This is a genomic window from Cohnella sp. WQ 127256 (assembly GCF_024519285.1).
Classification (GTDB): Bacteria; Bacillota; Bacilli; order Paenibacillales; family Paenibacillaceae; genus Cohnella.
This window is the reverse complement of sequence record NZ_JAMZCY010000008.1, coordinates 306,626-325,439: the sequence shown is the minus strand read 5'-3', so window position 1 is coordinate 325,439 and position 18,814 is coordinate 306,626. Positions and strand designations below refer to the sequence as shown.

At 45.3% G+C, this 18,814-nt stretch carries 22 protein-coding genes and 1 riboswitch; of the genes, 5 read left to right on the top strand and 17 right to left on the bottom strand.

Features of this window, described 5'->3' with window-relative positions; all coding sequences use genetic code 11:
• Positions 1-3: 3 nt before the first annotated feature.
• The 7 genes from M1K58_RS23035 to uptA all read right to left on the bottom strand — a co-directional run bounded on the left by M1K58_RS23035 (position 4) and on the right by uptA (position 5,911).
• Positions 4-936, bottom strand: coding sequence for a type II secretion system F family protein (locus tag M1K58_RS23035; RefSeq protein ID WP_256761236.1), 933 nt, complete (start codon positions 934-936; stop codon positions 4-6).
• Positions 930-2,342, bottom strand: a complete 1,413-nt coding sequence (locus tag M1K58_RS23030) for an ATPase, T2SS/T4P/T4SS family (RefSeq protein ID WP_256761235.1) — start codon at positions 2,340-2,342, stop codon at positions 930-932. The genes M1K58_RS23035 and M1K58_RS23030 overlap by 7 nt, the downstream gene beginning before the upstream one ends.
• Positions 2,339-3,175 carry a CpaE/TadZ family protein gene (locus tag M1K58_RS23025; RefSeq protein WP_256761234.1) on the bottom strand — a complete coding sequence of 279 codons (837 nt, stop codon included), beginning with the start codon at positions 3,173-3,175 and terminating at the stop codon, positions 2,339-2,341. The genes M1K58_RS23030 and M1K58_RS23025 overlap by 4 nt, the downstream gene beginning before the upstream one ends.
• Complete coding sequence (locus M1K58_RS23020; protein WP_256761233.1) at positions 3,175-3,879, bottom strand: SAF domain-containing protein; 705 nt, start codon at positions 3,877-3,879, stop codon at positions 3,175-3,177. The genes M1K58_RS23025 and M1K58_RS23020 overlap by 1 nt, the downstream gene beginning before the upstream one ends.
• Positions 3,880-4,054: 175 nt before the next feature.
• Entirely contained in the window at positions 4,055-4,681 is a 627-nt protein-coding gene (locus tag M1K58_RS23015) for an MBL fold metallo-hydrolase (protein ID WP_256761232.1), read from the bottom strand.
• Between the two features lie 13 nt (positions 4,682-4,694).
• Positions 4,695-5,261 carry a thioredoxin family protein gene (locus M1K58_RS23010; RefSeq protein WP_256761231.1) on the bottom strand — a complete coding sequence of 189 codons (567 nt, stop codon included), beginning with the start codon at positions 5,259-5,261 and terminating at the stop codon, positions 4,695-4,697.
• 38 nt (positions 5,262-5,299) lie between these two features.
• The gene (uptA, locus tag M1K58_RS23005; RefSeq protein WP_256761230.1) at positions 5,300-5,911 is read right to left on the bottom strand and encodes an undecaprenyl phosphate transporter UptA; all 612 of its coding nucleotides are present in this window, start codon (positions 5,909-5,911) and stop codon (positions 5,300-5,302) included.
• A 166-nt stretch (positions 5,912-6,077) separates the two neighbouring features.
• Here uptA and M1K58_RS23000 point away from each other — a divergent pair, with 166 nt between their 5' ends.
• Entirely contained in the window at positions 6,078-6,536 is a 459-nt protein-coding gene (locus M1K58_RS23000; RefSeq protein ID WP_256761229.1) for a cupredoxin domain-containing protein, read from the top strand.
• Between the two features lie 71 nt (positions 6,537-6,607).
• On the top strand, positions 6,608-6,919 hold the full coding sequence (locus M1K58_RS22995) for a dehydrogenase (RefSeq protein WP_256761228.1): 312 nt from the start codon (positions 6,608-6,610) through the stop codon (positions 6,917-6,919).
• A gap of 64 nt (positions 6,920-6,983) precedes the next feature.
• Here the strand turns inward: M1K58_RS22995 and M1K58_RS22990 are convergent, their stop codons facing one another.
• The 7 genes from M1K58_RS22990 to yyaC form a co-directional block, all read right to left on the bottom strand.
• Positions 6,984-7,340, bottom strand: coding sequence for a hypothetical protein (locus M1K58_RS22990; RefSeq protein WP_256761227.1), 357 nt, complete (start codon positions 7,338-7,340; stop codon positions 6,984-6,986).
• A 182-nt stretch (positions 7,341-7,522) separates the two neighbouring features.
• Complete coding sequence (locus M1K58_RS22985) at positions 7,523-8,227, bottom strand: PilZ domain-containing protein (RefSeq protein ID WP_256761226.1); 705 nt, start codon at positions 8,225-8,227, stop codon at positions 7,523-7,525.
• Between the two features lie 98 nt (positions 8,228-8,325).
• Positions 8,326-8,413, bottom strand: a riboswitch (cyclic di-GMP riboswitch).
• A gap of 82 nt (positions 8,414-8,495) precedes the next feature.
• Positions 8,496-10,115: a histidine kinase N-terminal 7TM domain-containing diguanylate cyclase gene (locus tag M1K58_RS22980; RefSeq protein WP_256761270.1), complete on the bottom strand. Its 1,620-nt coding sequence runs from the start codon at positions 10,113-10,115 to the stop codon at positions 8,496-8,498.
• Between the two features lie 210 nt (positions 10,116-10,325).
• On the bottom strand, positions 10,326-11,495 hold the full coding sequence (locus M1K58_RS22975) for a class I SAM-dependent methyltransferase (RefSeq protein WP_256761225.1): 1,170 nt from the start codon (positions 11,493-11,495) through the stop codon (positions 10,326-10,328).
• A complete protein-coding gene (locus M1K58_RS22970; RefSeq protein ID WP_256761224.1) occupies positions 11,495-12,154 on the bottom strand; it encodes a DUF6483 family protein in 660 nt (219 codons plus the stop codon). The genes M1K58_RS22975 and M1K58_RS22970 overlap by 1 nt, the downstream gene beginning before the upstream one ends.
• Positions 12,147-12,953 (bottom strand): alpha/beta fold hydrolase, encoded by an 807-nt coding sequence (locus M1K58_RS22965; RefSeq protein WP_256761223.1) that lies wholly within the window; start codon positions 12,951-12,953, stop codon positions 12,147-12,149. The genes M1K58_RS22970 and M1K58_RS22965 overlap by 8 nt, the downstream gene beginning before the upstream one ends.
• Positions 12,950-13,477 (bottom strand): spore protease YyaC, encoded by a 528-nt coding sequence (gene yyaC / locus M1K58_RS22960; RefSeq protein ID WP_256761222.1) that lies wholly within the window; start codon positions 13,475-13,477, stop codon positions 12,950-12,952. Before yyaC ends, M1K58_RS22965 begins: the two co-directional genes overlap by 4 nt.
• A gap of 187 nt (positions 13,478-13,664) precedes the next feature.
• On the opposite strand from yyaC, the gene M1K58_RS22955 reads away from it, so the two are divergent.
• The 3 genes from M1K58_RS22955 to M1K58_RS22945 all read left to right on the top strand — a co-directional run bounded on the left by M1K58_RS22955 (position 13,665) and on the right by M1K58_RS22945 (position 15,186).
• A complete protein-coding gene (locus M1K58_RS22955; RefSeq protein WP_256761221.1) occupies positions 13,665-13,886 on the top strand; it encodes a DUF1128 domain-containing protein in 222 nt (73 codons plus the stop codon).
• A 198-nt stretch (positions 13,887-14,084) separates the two neighbouring features.
• A complete protein-coding gene (locus M1K58_RS22950) occupies positions 14,085-14,249 on the top strand; it encodes a hypothetical protein (protein ID WP_256761220.1) in 165 nt (54 codons plus the stop codon).
• 49 nt (positions 14,250-14,298) lie between these two features.
• On the top strand, positions 14,299-15,186 hold the full coding sequence (locus M1K58_RS22945; RefSeq protein ID WP_256761219.1) for a LysR family transcriptional regulator: 888 nt from the start codon (positions 14,299-14,301) through the stop codon (positions 15,184-15,186).
• Positions 15,187-15,244: 58 nt separating this feature from the next.
• On the opposite strand, the gene M1K58_RS22940 is transcribed toward M1K58_RS22945, so the two are convergent.
• The 3 genes from M1K58_RS22940 to galE are packed head-to-tail and all read right to left on the bottom strand — an operon-like array spanning position 15,245 to position 18,814.
• On the bottom strand, positions 15,245-16,174 hold the full coding sequence (locus tag M1K58_RS22940) for a hypothetical protein (RefSeq protein ID WP_256761218.1): 930 nt from the start codon (positions 16,172-16,174) through the stop codon (positions 15,245-15,247).
• 45 nt (positions 16,175-16,219) lie between these two features.
• Complete coding sequence (locus tag M1K58_RS22935) at positions 16,220-17,812, bottom strand: UDP-glucose--hexose-1-phosphate uridylyltransferase (RefSeq protein WP_256761217.1); 1,593 nt, start codon at positions 17,810-17,812, stop codon at positions 16,220-16,222.
• A gap of 15 nt (positions 17,813-17,827) precedes the next feature.
• Positions 17,828-18,814, bottom strand: a complete 987-nt coding sequence (galE, locus tag M1K58_RS22930; protein WP_256761216.1) for a UDP-glucose 4-epimerase GalE — start codon at positions 18,812-18,814, stop codon at positions 17,828-17,830.

The following is an 18,814-nucleotide window of genomic DNA, read 5'->3' as shown; positions in this document are numbered from 1 at the left end:
CTTTTATATTTTTCGTTTGGACAAATACAATCCCATCATAATTGAACCAAACAGCATAATGACCGCGTTAAGCAGCATGCTTCTTCCTCCGGCGTCCAAGATGTAAAACTGGTAGCTACTCGTCGGATTCAATCGAAAATTAATACCAATAAATAACGCCATAAATACAATCGGAGCAAAATTAGCGATTCGAATCTCTAACAATCGATTACGTTCCACTTGATTTGCCAATTGGGCTTTACGCATATCTGAGATTAATTCTTTCAGATTATCCGAGACATTGTTCCCCTCTTCAAGCGCCACCTTCAGAATGCTGCCGAAATAGTCCGCCCACATATTTCCGAAGGATAGAGAGAACCGCCGCAAGCTCCCTTCGTCATCCCCTTTAACCGATAAATTACGATACAACTGATCAAATACGACCTGAACTTCACCGGGAAGTCGGCGTTCTTCTAGGGTTTTCTGCAAGGCAATTCGGATATGTCTGCATCCTGTAATGAGATAGCTCTGATAGAACAACTCTACTGCAGGCAAAAATTCTAGCCTCGTCTTCATTTGTCGATTAATTAATGACATTCGAAGCAGCAAGTACGGTAGACATCCCAGAATCAGTAAAAGGATAATTGCGGAACGGAGAGACTGGAATACAAGGACACCCGCTACCGATCCTGTTACCCCTATTAATAAAGAGCAAGTGACAAAGCCTTGTGGATTTAATCGCCAGCCCAAAGCCAACAACAGATCTAAAAGGTGTTGATTCGGCCTGCTTAACCGTGTCCATTGCTTCGATGAAACTAAGCTCCAACGGTTTGTCTTAATATTAAGGCGACGTTTGCGTGAGTATGTATCTGCCCAGACAAGTAATCCGTAGCGGAAGCTCACGAATAACAAAAGGAAGAGAACTCCGACTAGAGACAGGATAGTCAACTTCAGCATTTGACTGAGCTCCCTAATTGCGATGTCGTTATTAATCGAAATCCATCCGGATCAGCTCTCGATATTTTCTGCAGTGCTTTAGCTGAAAAGGAGTCCGGAAAAACCCAATGCCCAGAAGACTCGTCATATTTAACCAAGTCCCTTATTTTGACCACTCCATCCTGCCATTCGAATTCCCCAACTCTTGCTAGCTTCCGAACGCCGTCAATCATGCGCATCTCGAACCCGAAATGAGTCACATGCTCCGTGATCCGCCTAATCATCGATGTCGGATTCATTCCTCTGCCATCCAGCATACACATATCTGTTATCGTATCCGGGACATCCTCCAGTCCATTGGCATGTACGGAAGTGATACTCCCTTCATGCCCTCGTGTACATGCACGGACGTAAATATTGGCATCTTCATCCCTAATTTCCGCATGACATATTCTCTGAGGAGATTGCCGTAATGCAAGCTTGAAAGCTTGCCTTGGCCCGTGTAAGGGATCATCTTCATCGGATTCATATTCCACAACGTTCTTATCTGGAAAATCTCTTGCAAGCATGAGCTCATAACGACTCTCTATCGTTACAATTCTCTCTTCATCGGGCATTGCGGAAATAAGCGCCTTAATCAAATGAGTTTTACCTGTATTCGTTGCCCCGATCACGACCATATTAAATCGGCTTCTCACGATGATAAGCAATAGCTCGCGTACACGATCATCCATCGTTCGGTATTCTGGCTTACAAAGCGTTTCGAGATTAAATCGTTTCACTGTATATAATCGGATCGTTAGCGTGGGCTGAGCTGTAAACCCAAAGCCTGTCAAGGTGACGCGAGAGCCATCTAATAGAAGAACCTCTGCCCACCTTTTGCGAGGATTGATTCTATCGTTATTGAACAGCACCAGATTTTGTTGAATTCTCTCGACATGGCTCATTTCCTGAAAGCGATAGGGAGAAGCCACCGCCTGACCATCCCTCACAACAAAAATCCGAGTGCCGACAACCTGTACCTCCTCCAAGCCTTCTCGCTCGCGAAGGACAAGCTCTAGCACATTCATCCCAATGACTTCCGCAAACAAGGCTTCTGCCAGAGTCCCATAAGGGAAGTTGCCGATAACAAGATGCTGCAATCGCTTCTTGATAATCCAATCTGAGATGATCGCTAGCATCTCTGCTCGTTCCTGCGGGAAACCAATAATCGCCCGATTCAGCTTCTCGGTGTATCTCCGACGTTCTTCTTCGCTCCAGCCTCTAGGTGTGGCCAGCATCAAACGAACTTCTTCCGTGTATGCTCGCAAACTATTTAGATCATCCGCTTGGTTCCCTGTAGCTTCATTGGCTTTGACTGATGTAATTTGTAAGTTCGCTGCATAGGCAGTTGAGGAGAACTTCTTGGCATTCCCCCCACCGTTCATAGCTCCCTCCGCCTATGCACCATTAGCCTACGGAGCCAAGGCCGATCTGTCTTCTGTAGTCTTTGCGCCCAGTTCAGCTTATTCAGAAGAGGATTAGCCACCGCATCGAAGCAAGCCGCATTTCTCTCCTCCGTAGCAAGCCACTCATCCAATCTGCCGCTATCGAGCTGCAAATGAACGCTTTCTGTCAGCTTTAATTCTGTATATTCGGTACAACCGGTTTCCTTACGAATTTCCTTCATTCGAAATCCCCCCGTCGCTCGGTTTTTACTTTGCAAAAGCACCAATTGAAATTGTTCTGGCGTCATTCCGAATTGTGATCCAACTTGACCGGTCCAGCGTTGAATATCCTCTTGAAAGTGGCTCAAGCTATCCGTGGTGACCAGAAAACGGTCATCCGCTTCACGCATCGCGCATATGGTAGCCGCATTATCCCAATAGGCACTCACATCCGCGATTGTCAGATCGAAGGCTTCACGGGAAGCTGCTAATAATCTCTGCATATCTTCCGGCTCATAATATTCCGCCTGTTCTCTGGCCATGTTGCCGAACAACACATGTAATCCGCCTAGATGTGGAGAACGGAAGGCATATTGACGTAATTTATCTCCAGTTAATGTGCCTGCCCTTAGCTCGGGCCTTACCCCGTCTAAAGTAACGTCCGGTTTGTCTACTCCTAGATACAAGTGTGTTTTAGCGCTTTTCAAATTGAGACACAAATATCCAACCTTGCGCCCTGTCAACGCTGCGATGCGATAAGCTGTTCCAAATGCCGTCAAAGATGTCCCAATATTCGGCGTAGAACCTGCAAAGGCAGCCAATCTTCCCGACATTACTGTTCCTCCTTTATTGACGAAGCTTGGAAAGCGATAATCAGCTTCGCAGCCCCTCCTTTACAAGCGGAGTCCATAGCCAGCCATTGTGCTTCCGTCAGATTCAGGTTAATCGCATCAATCGTGCCATTGGCATCTCGTCTTGAGGTGTACATCCCTTCCTTGTCATCGTTAGCCATCGATATCAGATTTGGATTTTTCGGATTATCGATTTCCTGATTTGCCGCTGTCTTAACACCAGCTACTCTGATTGCATCTGGATACAGCTTACGGGAAGCCATTGCTTCATCCGACAAGTAAATGACAACCTCATCTCCTGCTCGAATTCCGTTCGAAATGGATTTGACGTATTCCCTCGGAATCTGAAAGGTTGATTGTCCCAAGCTTGGTAGCAAGCGATACTTGTCCACCTTCCATCTTAGTAAGGGCTCATTAGTGCCTAACGACATCGACGTTTCCATCCCAACCGCTTCTGATAAATCTGTAATCATCTCAATGGATACGGCCGATCTAGGCATTGATATCAAAGTTAAATGTTGAGCTTCTAGCTTCGTGCCTGCTGCGATAAACTGTTTGGGAACAACAACCTTATCCATTTCCTGCAGCTCAATTTGCCTTAGTTGAAGCAAATAAACCCCATAAACGAGTAACCCTGATATGACTGCAGCCGACACACTAATCGCGATCTGTCTTCGTCTATTCATCCCAACGCCCCCTTAATGAGAAAATAAAAAAACGCAAGCGCTAGAGGATACTTCCTCCATCGCCTGCGTTCTTCGCAGTGAACATAAGCCTATATCGGCTTGACAAGGCTCACTATATCAAAAGGTCGATCTAGTGTAAAGCCTTTTTTTAACATTTCGCTATACAAATTCATTTTCATCTAACAAATGGGTTTCCGCTTTTTTCATCCCCGATAGTCGTTTCTTGCCCATGTCCGGGTAGAACGAGAACCTCATCTGGCAATACATAGAGCTTCTCCCGAATGGAACGGTAGAGCTGCTCCTGGTTGCCTCCAGGTAAATCCGTCCGCCCGATTGACCGATGAAATAAGGCATCTCCTGCAAACAAAAGATCGCCGACCAAGAAGCTTACACTTCCTGGGGAGTGACCTGGAGTATGCTTGACTAGAAATGTTTCTCCGATAAATTCCAAGGTTTGTCCATCGGCAAGAAGGTGCTCTGGAGCTTCCGTCGTGATTGGAGGTGTAACCTCCACCCAGCGGGTGGAGCCATTTTTACCTGCATCACCCAACCAGTCCTTCTCCGCAGAGTGAATATAAACAGGACATTTATAGCGCTTACGTATTGCGTCCACTCCACCAATATGGTCGAAATGCGCATGAGTCAGTAAGATCGCTTCCACTTTCAAACCATCCAACTTACGCATAAGCGCACCATCTGGTGTTCCTGGATCAATAACTACGGCATGAGTACGCTCTGAGTTCACGACCACATAAGCATTCGTTTGCAAAGCCCCAAGTGAATATCGTTGAAAAGTCAGCATGAGTTTATATCCCTCAAACCCCAGACAGAATTTCGCGAATTTCCTGCAAAATAATCGTCTGATAGCCCGTGTCCTCTCCGTATCGACGTCCCATCTCTTGCCTTGCAACAGCAATTTTCTCCTGATAGTCCGCAGCTTCCCGATCTGGGTTTTCAGCTTTAAATGCGTTCATAACTTCCTGAACGTGCTTAGGCCGAGCGCCCCACTTGCCCAGCAAATGTCCGCCTGTATCGATGAATAGAACAACGGGAATCGCACGTCCACCCATCGTCAAGTATTGATCCATAAGGTCAAGATGCTCCTCCATAATCAATACTTCTGTTGGAATCCCCGCTTTTTCCATCGCTTGGAATACAACAGGAACGTTACGAACAACATCCCCACACCAATCCGCTGCAATAATCATGCAACGCAAATCATCACGATTGTTCAAGGAATCGTAAAACTCCTCCAATTCAGCATCATTCCATTGGAATTGATCGGACCAGGAATTAAATGTTTCTTGGTTTTTAGTCATCTGGTCAATAAATTGACGTGGGGATATACCTTTATGTAATTTACTCGCAATTAATTGGCTCATGTGTAAATCTCCTCTCTGATTCAAATCTAATCCTTATTTTAGATGGTTTTACCTCTTTTACGCAAATATTGATAGATGAAGAAGCCTACTAAAAGTGCCAACGCAATCAGAATAGCTGGTTGAACGTATGGAGCTGCCTTCTCGTCAATTTTCTCCCAATTCTCACCTAGGGACGAGCCTAACCACACGAACAATATGGACCACGGAATAGATGCTAGGACAGTAAGCCATGTAAACCTCCATAATTTCATCCGCGCCATCCCCGCAGGAATGGATACAACTTGCCTCATAACCGGCACGAAGCGTCCTGTGAACACAATGATCGAGCCATACTTCTCAAACCATTTTTCCGCAATATCGATGTGCTTAGACTTCAGGTGCAAATACTTACCGAACTTGTCCAGGAAGGGCCTTCCTCCATATCGACCGATTGCATACAGTATCCACTGCTGCAGAATGGCTCCTATGACGCCACAAATAACGGCAACCGGAAATGAGACCACATCTTTGTATACAAGATACCCTGCAAAGCCAAGTACGATTTCGCTTGGAATAACTTCAATCGCTAGACCAATGATAATACCCCAGTAACCAAGGCTCTCAATCCACACAAGAATTTGTGCGAGCCATTCGTGCAACGTATCCATCATGATATAACCTGCTTTCGTTCCATAATAACCGTCTCTATTCTAGCACATGATTGCAGCTTCCTTCCAGTTATACGAAGCTCACACAAAATCGTTGCAGCTTGTCATGACAGGACGGGCCTAAGCATACACTTCGATAGGTGGACAAAGTTGAAGAGGAGCGAACAATATGAGTAAAATCGTTATTTTAAGCCGAAAAAAGATTCAGATGTACTCGGTTATTGCTGCTGTAGTCATTCTAGCCGGCGCTTATATCGGTTGGCAGCAGACCAAGCCTGCAACCGTACCCGTAGGAGATCAACAAGCTAACGCACAAGTATTGCAGCTAGTTACAGGGGAATTCACAGCAACGTCAGACAACGGTAAGAAGATAGAGTCGTATGTCTTCTACCCGGGTACGATTATAGCCAAAAAAGGCGAATTAGTTGAGTTACGAATTTCTGGTGTTAATGGTCAATCCCACCCCTTCGTTATCGAAGGCTTGAACATCTCTGGGAACATTAACAAGGGTAAAACAACTGTAGTCCGGTTCACACCTAAGGAAGCCGGAATTTACCCCATCATCTGCCAAACTCACTCGGATACGAAAACCGGTGGACCGATGGTCGGATATCTAGTCGTACAATAATTCCAGCAGTGACCGTGACCTCCTCTTTCACCTATGCATAGGGTATAGGAAGAGAGGTTAGGTGAAGCTCGATGAAAATGTTTCAGGAAAAGCATACATCCTCGCTTCCTTCTCCACGTAGCATTCGCAGGGCGTGCGGTATCGAGCTTTATCGAACCGTCAAGAGATTGAAGCAGCATGTCCCTCCATCCTTGGTTAAACAGGCTGAAGAGCTGTATGTGAAACGGGTTATCGGGAACTTGATGTGGATCACGGAAAATCGCAGCAATCGGAAAGTACTGGCCGATTGGTGGGATGATGAAATTAGCGAAGATATCGCTGAGCTATGGAATGTGGATCGGGTAAAGCTCATGCAAGCGTTCCGAGATGCGTTCGGAGGTTAAAAAAGAAGGAGACACGCATACGAAATGCGGTCTCCTTCTTTGTTGTCATACAGTACTACTCTAATTAGCCTATGATCGCAAAGGTTTGCACTCCAGCCGGTATCGTACGAGTACGGAACAAGGTTCCATTACTGCTGAATACTCTGAGGGTGTATGAAACATTCGTTAATGTGCGTATGTTGTTAAACCGGACAACACCGAAACGGTCAAAGCTAGCTGTAGATACAAGGGTATTCCCTCTCGATAGACGAGCGAAGAAGCCGGTAGTATCAAATGGTACTCCATTATTTTGTACCCAAACGACAGTTAGACGGTTAAAGGTTGGTTGGTTGGTACCCTGCGTACGAGAGGATTTTTTAACACGAATGATGCGGGACCTTTTGGAATCTCCCAATAATGGCTTGATGCGTTGAATAGTCATGAAATCACTCCTTTGTCACTTTTGCTTCACTATATGTGACAGAGGAGCTTGTCATCACGGACACCCTCCTAACCCCACGTCCATTTCCTCAAATTCCATCGAATGTCTCGCAGACGTCAATCGCATTTAAAATCAAAAACAGGCCTTATAAGGGCCTGCAAAAATCAGGTTCTTCACTTCAATTACCCGTTGAAAACCCTCTTCTTACTTGAATCTCGACGAGTTTGAGCATACTTCTCCACTTGTTGTCGTAAGATCAGCGCTCTTAGTGGACGAAGCATTTCCGGCTCAAGAACATGCATCTTAGCACCGTAACACATAAGGTTGTCCTTCGGCTCACGACGAACGATTTCAAGCTCACAGCTGAACCCGAAGCCGATTTCCACTTTAGCCTTTAACCGCGATTTCATGGCAAAATGAGCTGCATCCTGTCCCAAAAAACTAATACCCGATATGCTAATATCATGGATTGTTAGCTGCCCAGATTGTTCCAGCGTCACTTCTTCTCCAGAAGCATTCATGACATGAATAATTTGCACGCTTCCACTAATTTCTACTCGAGGATGCTCTCTTCTCTCTATGAAGCGCTTTTGCACGTCAGGCGGCTGTAGCAGCGCAATAGCCCCCTCATACTTGGCAAAAACGATCGAAGGCATGGATTGGATTCCCGCTGGAGAATATACCGTCATTTTGACTGTTTCTCCAAGATCAAACTGTTCAAACTCATGAAGCTCAACCTCGAAGAGCTCCCCTTCGATATGAGTCATTACACCGGTCGTAACAAAGTTCTTACCTTCTACAACGGTTCGACAGTGAAGTAGCATATTTAACGGAAGCAGTTCTTTTTCGATCTCCGACCTGAACATTTTGTCCCCGTCTTGTGACATGCCCGTCAAACCACCTTTCTAACTTCCTGCTAATTAAAAAAAGGCAATTCCTTGAATAGGAATAGCCTGCTTTGCCTTATTCATCCCGTTAGGGACTCATCGGCAGCCAGGCTGTCATCGTTCTTGCGAACATTAGACCCTGTAGCTTTGCGTCCCTACTTTTCAGCAAGTTTGCCTTTATCCACTCAAATAATCATAGCGTAATACTACCACAATTTTCGAGCAGATGTAAGTAATCACCGTGCTAGTCTAGTTAATTTTTTTAGGCTTAAAGCGCCATTACAACACGATTTCGCCCTTCATTCTTGGCTTGGTACAAAGCAGAATCAGCGCTCGAAAACACCTCGCGCATATATTCCTTGGGATCTTCGAAGGATAATTCCTCGCTCGACTCTGTGAGAACCCCCATACTGATCGTAACATGCACTTTTTCGGTTCCCGCATCTACCCAATTATCTCCAACAGCCTGCATAATTCTTTCCGCCAACAGCTCTGATTGCTCACGATTCGTATGAGGTAAATAAATCGTAAACTCTTCACCACCATACCTAGCCAAGATATCTGTTCTACGCAGCTTCGTACGTACGATGTCAGCCGTGCTCTTCAGCACTTCATCGCCTACGATATGCCCGTATTTATCGTTAATTTGCTTGAAATGATCAATATCAAATAAGAAAATAGCAAACGGGATATGGTATCTCATGTTGAGCAATACTTCATGCTCTAATTGCTGCATGAGATATCTGCGATTATAGCAGCCTGTCAGTCCATCCGTAACCGCCATTTGCTCAAGCTTCTGATTAACCCGAAACAACTCTTCTTGAATCGTAATGAGCTCCAGATTACGTTCATGTAGCGCTTCGTTCTTCCGATTCATCTCTACAACGAGCTTGCGAAGCTCAGTCACATCATGAAATGTAATGATTCTCCCCAACAACGTTTTCCGGTCATCCAATACAGGAGAAATCTGTATCGAGACGTGCTTTCCGGCATTTTCCTGAAGTGAAAATTCCATTTGCATCTTCTCATAGGGATGATGGATATATCGGTACAAAAACTCATAAACTTCTCCTTGGGCCTGCAGCGGAGTTAGAAGCTTCTCCATCTCGAAGGTTTCGCCTTTGATCGTTTGAACGAATGGAGACGCTCCCTTATTAACCTCTAAAATTTTACCGTTCTCATCCACGACAATAATCCCAGTGGTCATATGCTCAAAAATATCCCGTTGGGCCATGCTTAGAATATCAGATATTCCAAACCGGTAAATGGCAATGACAAAGCATACATCCGATAACAGTATTCCGATTGCTAACAACCCAGGTACTACAGGGAGCCATTGAACCAACAGAACATTAATAAGTACATCAAGAAGCCCAAAGCCTGTTAAGACGAAAATCCCAATTAAAGCGGTTGCAAGTTGCTTCCTCTGATTGATAGAATTAACCGACTTGAGCGCATGAAACATACTCATCAGAGCTGTGAAAAAATAAGCGAACTGGATTAACAAAAGCAACCAAAATAATGGGCCGTACAGACGATGGAAATAGTTCCCTTCAACCGGAGCTATGAATAATTCTTGAGGGTTCCACATCGCACCAATTACGCATAACACCGCAGGTGAAATGTACAGCAGCAACCGCCTTAAATTAAGCTGGGCAGCTCGACCTGTGAGGAAAAACACGAATACTAGCCAACCCGGTCCGAGCATGCCCATACCAATAAATGACATATTAACAAATAGCAGCTGATAGTGGACAATGTCCGTCATCTTAACTGCAAGTTGACCTAACGGCCAAAGCATCATAATAAAATGAAAGGCCAAATACACCTTATGTGTCTGCGTTATTCTATTAAAAGCAATAACACTTACAAATAATATTAAAAGCATTATAAATAGAATAAAATCTGTCCATTGAAATCCCAATACATTCACCTTTTCACAAAGGGCTATAGTCATAAAAGCGGGAGTACATGTTTGATTTTACCATATCGTTGCTTTTTCAGACAACCGTATAAACCGCCAAAAGACTTAATATTATTCAACTTTATCTAAAATTAAGGGACTTTTTAACCACTTATTTTATGACTTAAGACACACTTACCCCTTTTCTCTTTCCATATAAGGTAAAACGCCCAAAAAATCCCTAAACTGTTCATATTCTCCCTTAATTTCTGCTGTGTTTATCTTTTCACTTTTAACTGCTCGGATGAGGATATTTTTTGGGGTATGCTCCAAATCTATGAATTCTAATAGTTGAGTCCGATACCCTGCTAATTCAAGAAGATTCGCTCTAATCGCATCCGTCACCAGTGCAGAAAACCGTTCTTTGAGAATACCGTGCTTCAGCAGTGGCTTAAGCAAAGGCTGATTAATTTGACGGAATAGCTCATGCTGACAGCAGGGAACAGATAGAATTACGCTCGATTCCCAGCTAATAGCTTTAAGCAATGCCGCATCCGTTGCAGTATCACAGGCATGAAGCGTAACTACCATATCAATGGACGTATCCCCTTCATAATCGGAAATATCTCCTACGGAGAACACGAGATCATCCCACTTCAGTTCAGCAGCTAGCTTAGAACACGTTTCGATGACATCCTTCTTCAGATCCAGACCGATGATTCGAACGGGTAATTGTTCTTTGATTGCTAATAAATGATACAGCGCAAAAGTAAGATACGACTTGCCGCAGCCAAAATCCACAATATTTAATCGCTTGCCGCGGGGTAGCTCGGAAATGACATCGGAAACCATTTCAAGAAAACGGTTGATTTGCCGAAACTTATCATACTTCGCTTTAACAACTCGACCCTCCGCTGTCATGACGCCAAGTGCAATTAAGAAAGGGACAGCTTCTCCATCTGGCAAGACGTAAGATTTATTACGATTATGTTCTTGCGGTACGGCCTCTCTTTTCGTCGCTTTCGCTTGTGTAAGAAGAGATAATCCCCCTTTTTTATTTGCCAGAATTTGAATATCGGCATCAGGGGTTTTGAACAAAGCCTGCTTATATCGCTCCATCGTCAATTGAAGCTGATCCTTTAACTCCTCAGCAGCTACATTTTCATGAAATACTTTGTTAAGGTGATGGCGTTCAAATTGATAAAAAAGTCCGTTTTTAAGTTTAATGGGGCGAACAGTCAGCTTGCGTGCTATGTCCTCGTCTTTACGGCGAGGAGAACTAAAGATGACCTGAATAAGACGGCCCTCCACTACGATTTCCTCTAAAAAAGTAAGCCATTCCTGGGATTGAGCCGAACCATTCATCAAGCATTCTCCTTCATTAGAGCGCCCCATTGCCTGCGCCCTTCTTCCATTTCACCTCGCGGCAATCCGCCGGCTTCAAGCATACTATCCTCAAGTTCGGATAACCTTGCATAGAAGTTATCCCCTTCCTCGGCGGAGATAACTCCCTCTTCTTCTAACTCATAGAGCAAATCCTCTGCTTCGGTAAGCTGTCCCTTCGATTCATACCACGGCCATAGAGCCAGCTTTGTCTTCGTATCTAGCTCGTACGAGGACAAACTCCTCAGTAACTGTTCGATATGCTGACGAATATCCCATCCTTCAATTTCCATCTTATTGTGAATGAGATACAGATCTAAACGTAACGCTTTAGCATACCTCGGAACACTTTCTTCCGTTTGTCCGAGATCAGATAATAGGTCCGCTTCTTGCTGGAGGCATGCCGCGACAACAGCTACGGACTCTGCATTCGGGCTGCCTGTGACGGAAAGCATAGATAACAAATCCTCATCCGATAGCCCCATGGCAAGGCGAGAGCGCAGACGTAGCTCTCTCCCTAGAAACTCATCTATAAGATCTAGCGCTTCCTTCTGCTTCTGCTGCTGGCGTAGGCCCATTACCTTACCGAGCATAAGTCCTGTTTGAGTGAGTAAGCGAATAAGATAATCACGTTCAAACACTTCCGCCTACCTCATTCCGTTTCAAAAAGGAACCGATACTTGCTGCGAACGTTTGTGGATCCTCCATCATGCCCATGTGAGCTACATTGTCGAGCGTGACCGCTGTTATATTATCCTTAACAATAGGAAACCTTTTCTCCGGTGGAATGACTCCATCTAATTCCCCTGCTAGAAGCAAGACTGGAATCGGCAGTCGCTCAAGTACAGTGATGTGATCCGGTCTTTCTCTCATCCCAAGCGCACAGCCAATTGCACCACGCATTGACGTACCGTAGCCGATTTCTTTGGCTTTCCGTAGCTGCAAAGTCTTGCTTGCATGATGCTCAGTCGCGAACAGTTTAGGGATGAGCCCATCAACAAAGGATGAGATCCCATGTTCTTTGATCGTTTCCACTGCTTTCAAGCGGCCTTCTTTGGCTTGCTCACTATCCGGGAAAGTCGTTGAATGCACTAAGCCAAGCGTGAGCAACCTCTCCGGATATTTCTCCGCAAATGCTAATGCGATATACCCTCCAAGAGAGTGACCAAACAGATTCACTTGATCTATATTAAGTTCATCTAAAAGCTCCATCAGATCATCCGCTAATTGATCCATTGCATATTGACTCTCACTAGCTGATGATTTGCCGTGTCCACGTATGTCTGGGGCAATGACTCGACCAAATGGAGCGAGTAAAGGCATGACTTCGTCCCAATAGCGATGGCTGCCACAATAGCCGTGCAGCAAAATAATCGGTTGACCGCTCCCCGCTTCTTCATAAGCAATAATTGTACCTGTTGATAGCTCAATCTTCTTCATATACGATCACTCCTCTTCCAATGCTCACTAATCGCTTGTGAAATTTCTCTAGCCATCCCCATGACGTGGTACAAGGAGGTTGACTGCAATGTCCAATAAGGCTTCAAGCTTATGGCATTCACGACTCCAGCAATACTATACGCTCCAACGGCAGTAAATCCCTTATTCATCGATTGGGCGGGAATAAGGGGGCCATTCCTAACTAAGTAGGTTCCCACACTGTCCGATCTTCCTAGGCAAGCATCCACTGCTATTATAATACCCCGTTCAGCTAATACAGGAACAATTTGCGGTAATTTATCCGCGTCGCAAGGTTCACGTAGTGTCCCAATAACCCTTGTGAAACCCTGCTCCTCTAATAATGTTCCTACCCACGGACCTAGACTGTCACCCGTTGAGCGATCCGTTCCAATACATAGGAACGTAACTTCTTCTTTAGAATGAATGTCTGCGATTCGGCTCATAAAAGCCTGCAATCCCTTAGCATCTACTCGTTCAGCAGCGTGCATGGTACGATCAAGCATGAGAATCTCCCCTATGTAACGCAGTTCTCCACCATGTTTCTTTCAGGTTACCATTCCTCCATTCGGAATGCCACCTATCATGCAGGTTCAACAAGTTAAACTTAACCACGAGAAGGTTTTCGAGCGTCATGCTCCTTCCCTATGTTACAATAACATCATCACTAGTCAGTATGAGAGGAAGTTTATTATGGACTTAAACCAACCATCACAGCAAAATGTAGAATATATGATCGAGGCCATCAAAACCAAGCTCAGAATGGCAACTGGAGCAGCCATGCAAGCCTCTAGCTTTACCTCTGACAAATACGAGGATCTAAAGGATATTTACGACATGGTCAGTTCAAAGGATAGATTCAGTATTAGCGAGGTTGAAGCTTTAGTATCCGAACTGGGCAAGTTACGCGCGTAAAAAACATTTTAGAGCATGGGCTGTCAACATACCCGTGCTTTTTTTGTTCAAACACAAACTAACTGTTTGAATCGAACTACTGCATTGGTCGCGTTTCCATCGATAATATTGATACCTAGCATGAAAAAGACTCAATAACTCGTTCTCCCTTCGCGCTGATATGATAAATATCAAAGAGAAGGCAGGAGGTCGAGAAAAATGTTGATTCATGAGTATATCGTCTATAAAATATGGGAAAGCGATCTCCAAGAACGTGAAATTCAGTTATCTAGATCAGTGGAATGGAATAATGCTAAGGTCACTCCGTCCCGCTCGATTGTGTGGGGAAACCTGAAGGCAATGTTCACGTCCCTGATCAGATAACCGGCTATGGATCGCAAGAGGGCGGTGATTAGGATTGGATTTAATTTACATGAGGTCATTCTTAGAGGTTGCTCGTTGTCAAAGCTTCACGAAAGCGGCAGAAAACTTAGGCTACGTGCAATCGAGCGTTACCGCGCAAATTCAAAAGCTGGAAAATGAATATGGAGTCGTTCTATTCGAGCGGTTTGGGCGTTCGATGAGGTTGACGTCCGCAGGTGAACAGCTCCGCGATACATTCATTAGGATTCTAGAAATTTATGATGATTCCAAACGGTCAATTGCTAGACAAGCGAAGGGCACCTTGGAAATAGGCACGATCGAATCGCTAATGGCTTTTTACCTCCCTCCCCTATTTCATCGCTTCCTGCAAAGCTTCCCCGAAATTAATCTGCAGGTGAATCCGCTTGTGGAGACAGTCATTCTGCATTCAATTCGAATGGGTTTGCTGGATCTAGGTATTGTCATTGACTATCCTGTCAGGGATGACGACATCGAATCGATCATCATCCGTCAAGAACCGCTCGTTCTTGTCGCCAAACCAGGACACCCTCTTTCCACTACTGATCAGATTGGTATTGCAGAATTAGACGGACAATTCTTAATAACGACGGAACAGGGATGCACATATCGTGCTGCATTCGAAAAACTCCTAGGAAATAATGGGGTCACTTATCACATCCACCATGAATTCGGAAGTCTTGAAGCCATTAAGCAGTGTGTGAGCTACGGACTTGGGATTGCTCTCGTGCCTCAAATAGCCGTAACTCGTGAGTTATCCGAACAGCGGTTGGTCGCATTGCCTTTCACGCACCCCGACATTACCTTCTACACACAAATCGTCTATCACAAGAAAAAATGGTTAAACCCTGCTATCCAGCATATGATCGAGCTGCTCTCCGAATTGGATAACGTAGCTTATGCACCTACTAGCCCCTAATGAAAAAACCCGCCACACGACTTGTTCATGGGCGGGTTCTTAGTTTATTAGGGCAATTTTATTTATTGACGTATGGCTGTAATAAGGTAACCGCTTCTTCCAGTACCTTTTTCCTCAAATCCAATCCCTTCACAACCTGCCAAGTTTCAACATGCTCAACCGTAGCACCCGACTCGACCTCCTGATACTGACCGAGGGTCTCCAGTTCAACCATCAAGCTATTCGTATACAATTCGAATGACACTCCAAAATCCGGGTAACTTCCGCCTACTACCGGCTCATAGCTCTTAATGAATGTATCTCCATGGTTGCTATAAGCGGCCCATCCCGCTTCGTTATCGCTTCCGAATTTGTACGGCGTTGGTCCTTCTCCTTGGTCTACAACCAAAGCGGATTCCGTGAAGGATATACGTGGATCGTTGAGACGGCTATACGGCCATAGAATGAATCTGCGATTAGGTAAAAGCCCATTATCTGACCCAGTCATTGGAACGATTGCACGCCCACCAGCCCCCATAACAGACAAAGCCCAAGGTGCGAAGGAAATCGGCCATGCGCCATTATTCGTCACGTGATGAATGACTTTTATGCTGGCTTCTGATGGATCGGAATGAATCTCAATGGCTTTCGTAATTTGATTCCAATGCTCTTGCTTCGACCGTAGAACAATGGCATGATCACCGATTTGCTCCCATAGTACAGGCTCGTTATCGGGATAGGTCGTGCGCGGAATTCTCTCCGGACTTGTCCATAACCGATGGCCTCCGTAGATTTTCCAACTGCCGCCTCCGACGGGTGCGAATGCATCGCCGCCTTGTTCGATCTCATTTGAGGTATCCTCGAAAAATAAGTTCTTACCCTCTTGTGAGGAAAGATGAATGATCCTTGGGCCATAATCAAGTGTAGCTAATAGTTGGATGCTTGCATTGCTCAATGACACGCAGCGTCCCCATTGCTCATGCTGAACTTCTTGTATAATCGTTGTCATGAATAATCTACACCCCGTTCCCAGATCATAAACAATCCTGTAACCTTACACTAAAGCGGAAGCCACAAGGAAGCGTTGAAATGCATTACGTCCGTTCTCGTTCCCCTTATATACCCCTGCATTCTGTAGAACGGCATGGAATTTATCTCCCACATCCGCTTGCAGTAGCAGTTGAATGGCTTCGTCAGATCCATCTGTACCGTAAAGATCAACTAGCGTCCATATCCAATCTGCATGCTTGTTCAAAGGATGCTCCGGTGAGGCAATTGCAGCTTCATCATACGGAGTACGTCCCGTAACAATATCCGCGATTTGTCCTAGCTCAACCTGAAGCCGGCCTGGCAGCACGGCGAGACCCATAACCTCGATAAGTCCAATATTTTCTTTCTTAATGTGATGGAGCTCTTGATGAGGGTGGAATATACCATCCGGATGCTCCGCACTTGTACGATTGTTTCGCAACACCAGATCCAATTCGTATACAGCGTTGTCCTTGAGTCTTGCAATTGGCGTGATCGTATTGTGTTCCACACGACCCTCATCTCGCTCACTGAAAGCAATGATATCTACGGTCGGATCACTGTAAGCACGCCATTTAGCAAGAACATCAGCCGCTACGTTAAGAATGGCTTGACGATTGCTAGAACGCAATCGCAGCACAGACATCGGCCACTGGACAACCCCGATTGTTACCTCAGGCTCCTGAGCACAGTTCAACCATTCCAGCACGGAAGCCTTCTCCATCGGGAATACATGACGGCCTGCTTGGAAATGGTCATGGTTTAGTATCGAGCCTCCAACGATAGGCAAATCTGCATTAGAGCCGATAAAGTAATGAGGAAATTCCTCTACAAAATCTAACAAGCGATTAAACGTCGCAGGAGAGATTTTCATCGGAATATGTTCACCACAGAAGACGATGCTATGCTCGTTATAATATACGTAAGGAGAGTATTGGAAAAACCATGATTCTCCTTGCAGTGCAACGGGTAACACACGCAAGTTCTGACGCGCAGGATGATCGGGACGGCCAGCGTACCCGACATTTTCTTTGCATAGCAGACATTTCGGATAATGCGACTGCGGTAGCGTCTTAAGCAATGCGATTTCCTTCGGGTCCTTCTCCGGCTTAGATAGGTTAACGGTAATTTCCAGGTCCCCATCCGAAGTGCGATGCTTCCAATATCCGTTTTTCCGGATACGATCCATGCGAATATAGTTCGAATCGATGTTTAGCTTATAGAACCAATCGGTCGCACGGATCGCTCCGTGTTCTGCGACTAGTTGCACGTATTGACGATAAGCTTCCGAGGGCTTCGGCATTAACAAACCCATGATCCGAGCATCGAACAAGTCACGATAAGTTAACGTATCATCAGGCAACAAACCTAGCTCAACAGCTGCATCCAGCAAAGGCTCAAGAAGAATAACCGGACTATCCGGTAGAGTGGCCGGATCTATATGAATACCTTCCAAAGGTTCCTTGAGTGAGAATAGATCTAATAGCGCATTACGTGCTAGATCTCGATCCAGAGGTTCGATCAGTCCTTGATGAAGCGCAAACTCAACTAACCTCTCAATAGCAAGAACAAGCATTTGCTCAGGTGTTTCTAATGGGATTGATGTTGTATTGTTCATGCATTGACCTCCCAATTACTGCTTATATCCGTTCGGATGTGTGCGATGCCATTCCCATGAGCTAGCAACGATTTGTTCTAGCTCCTCACGTTTCGGAGCCCAGCCAAGCTCTTTACGAGCTCGATCAGATGAGGCGATCAGCACAGCAGGATCTCCTGCGCGGCGAGGTTCGATTTTAGCTGGAATCGGATGACCCGTAACTTGTCTGGACACATCGATAACCTGTTTAACGGAATAGCCGTTACCACTGCCTAGATTGTAGATCGCACTATCCCCACCTTGGCGAAGCCGCTCTAAAGCAAGAATATGTGCATCCGCCAAGTCACTAACATGAACATAATCGCGGATACATGTGCCATCCTCTGTCGGGTAATCCTCTCCGAAGACGGATATACAATCGCGTTGACCTAATGCGACTTGCAGCACCAGTGGAACTAAATGCGTTTCTGGACTATGATCTTCTCCGATTTGTCCAGAAATATGAGCGCCTGCTGCATTGAAATAACGCAAAGATATGAATTTAATGCCATGCGCAACGTCGAACCAACGAATCATTTTCTCCATGGCCAGCTTCGTTTCCCCATAAGCGTTCGTTGGCATCGTACGATCATACTCATCGATGGGCACTCGTTCTGGCTCCCCATAAGTAGCTGCTGTTGAAGAGAACACGATACGGGACACACCCGCCTTCTGCATTTGTTCTAGCAGGCACAAGGTTCCGTAAACATTGTTATGATAGTACTTACCAGGATCCTTCATACTCTCGCCGACCAAAGAATTGGCTGCAAAATGGATTACACCATCAATGTCGTTCTCTTGAAATACGGTAGCTAGGAAATCCGCATCACGCAGATCGCCCTCGTATAACTTCCCACCAAGCAGCGCAGCTTTATGTCCCTGATATAAATTATCGACGATGACTACCTGCTCGCCCTTCTCCAACAATGCCGCTACCGCATGAGAACCGATATAACCCGCACCACCTGTAACAAGTACCGCCAT

Excerpts from the sequence above, each read along its gene's own strand:
- M1K58_RS23035 (WP_256761236.1), bottom strand. The coding sequence starts at position 936 with ATGCTGAAGTTGACTATCCTGTCTCTAGTCGGAGTTCTCTTCCTTTTG.
- M1K58_RS23030 (WP_256761235.1), bottom strand. The coding sequence starts at position 2,342 with ATGAACGGTGGGGGGAATGCCAAGAAGTTCTCCTCAACTGCCTATGCA.
- M1K58_RS23025 (WP_256761234.1), bottom strand. The coding sequence starts at position 3,175 with ATGTCGGGAAGATTGGCTGCCTTTGCAGGTTCTACGCCGAATATTGGG.
- M1K58_RS23020 (WP_256761233.1), bottom strand. The coding sequence starts at position 3,879 with ATGAATAGACGAAGACAGATCGCGATTAGTGTGTCGGCTGCAGTCATA.
- M1K58_RS23015 (WP_256761232.1), bottom strand. The coding sequence starts at position 4,681 with ATGCTGACTTTTCAACGATATTCACTTGGGGCTTTGCAAACGAATGCT.
- M1K58_RS23010 (WP_256761231.1), bottom strand. The coding sequence starts at position 5,261 with ATGAGCCAATTAATTGCGAGTAAATTACATAAAGGTATATCCCCACGT.
- uptA (WP_256761230.1), bottom strand. The coding sequence starts at position 5,911 with ATGATGGATACGTTGCACGAATGGCTCGCACAAATTCTTGTGTGGATT.
- M1K58_RS23000 (WP_256761229.1), top strand. The coding sequence starts at position 6,078 with ATGAGTAAAATCGTTATTTTAAGCCGAAAAAAGATTCAGATGTACTCG.
- M1K58_RS22995 (WP_256761228.1), top strand. The coding sequence starts at position 6,608 with ATGAAAATGTTTCAGGAAAAGCATACATCCTCGCTTCCTTCTCCACGT.
- M1K58_RS22990 (WP_256761227.1), bottom strand. The coding sequence starts at position 7,340 with ATGACTATTCAACGCATCAAGCCATTATTGGGAGATTCCAAAAGGTCC.
- M1K58_RS22985 (WP_256761226.1), bottom strand. The coding sequence starts at position 8,227 with ATGTCACAAGACGGGGACAAAATGTTCAGGTCGGAGATCGAAAAAGAA.
- M1K58_RS22980 (WP_256761270.1), bottom strand. The coding sequence starts at position 10,115 with ATGCTTTTAATATTATTTGTAAGTGTTATTGCTTTTAATAGAATAACG.
- M1K58_RS22975 (WP_256761225.1), bottom strand. The coding sequence starts at position 11,495 with ATGAATGGTTCGGCTCAATCCCAGGAATGGCTTACTTTTTTAGAGGAA.
- M1K58_RS22965 (WP_256761223.1), bottom strand. The coding sequence starts at position 12,953 with ATGAAGAAGATTGAGCTATCAACAGGTACAATTATTGCTTATGAAGAA.
- yyaC (WP_256761222.1), bottom strand. The coding sequence starts at position 13,477 with ATGCTTGATCGTACCATGCACGCTGCTGAACGAGTAGATGCTAAGGGA.
- M1K58_RS22955 (WP_256761221.1), top strand. The coding sequence starts at position 13,665 with ATGGACTTAAACCAACCATCACAGCAAAATGTAGAATATATGATCGAG.
- M1K58_RS22950 (WP_256761220.1), top strand. The coding sequence starts at position 14,085 with ATGTTGATTCATGAGTATATCGTCTATAAAATATGGGAAAGCGATCTC.
- M1K58_RS22945 (WP_256761219.1), top strand. The coding sequence starts at position 14,299 with ATGAGGTCATTCTTAGAGGTTGCTCGTTGTCAAAGCTTCACGAAAGCG.
- M1K58_RS22940 (WP_256761218.1), bottom strand. The coding sequence starts at position 16,174 with ATGACAACGATTATACAAGAAGTTCAGCATGAGCAATGGGGACGCTGC.
- M1K58_RS22935 (WP_256761217.1), bottom strand. The coding sequence starts at position 17,812 with ATGAACAATACAACATCAATCCCATTAGAAACACCTGAGCAAATGCTT.
- galE (WP_256761216.1), bottom strand. The coding sequence starts at position 18,814 with ATGGCGGTACTTGTTACAGGTGGTGCGGGTTATATCGGTTCTCATGCG.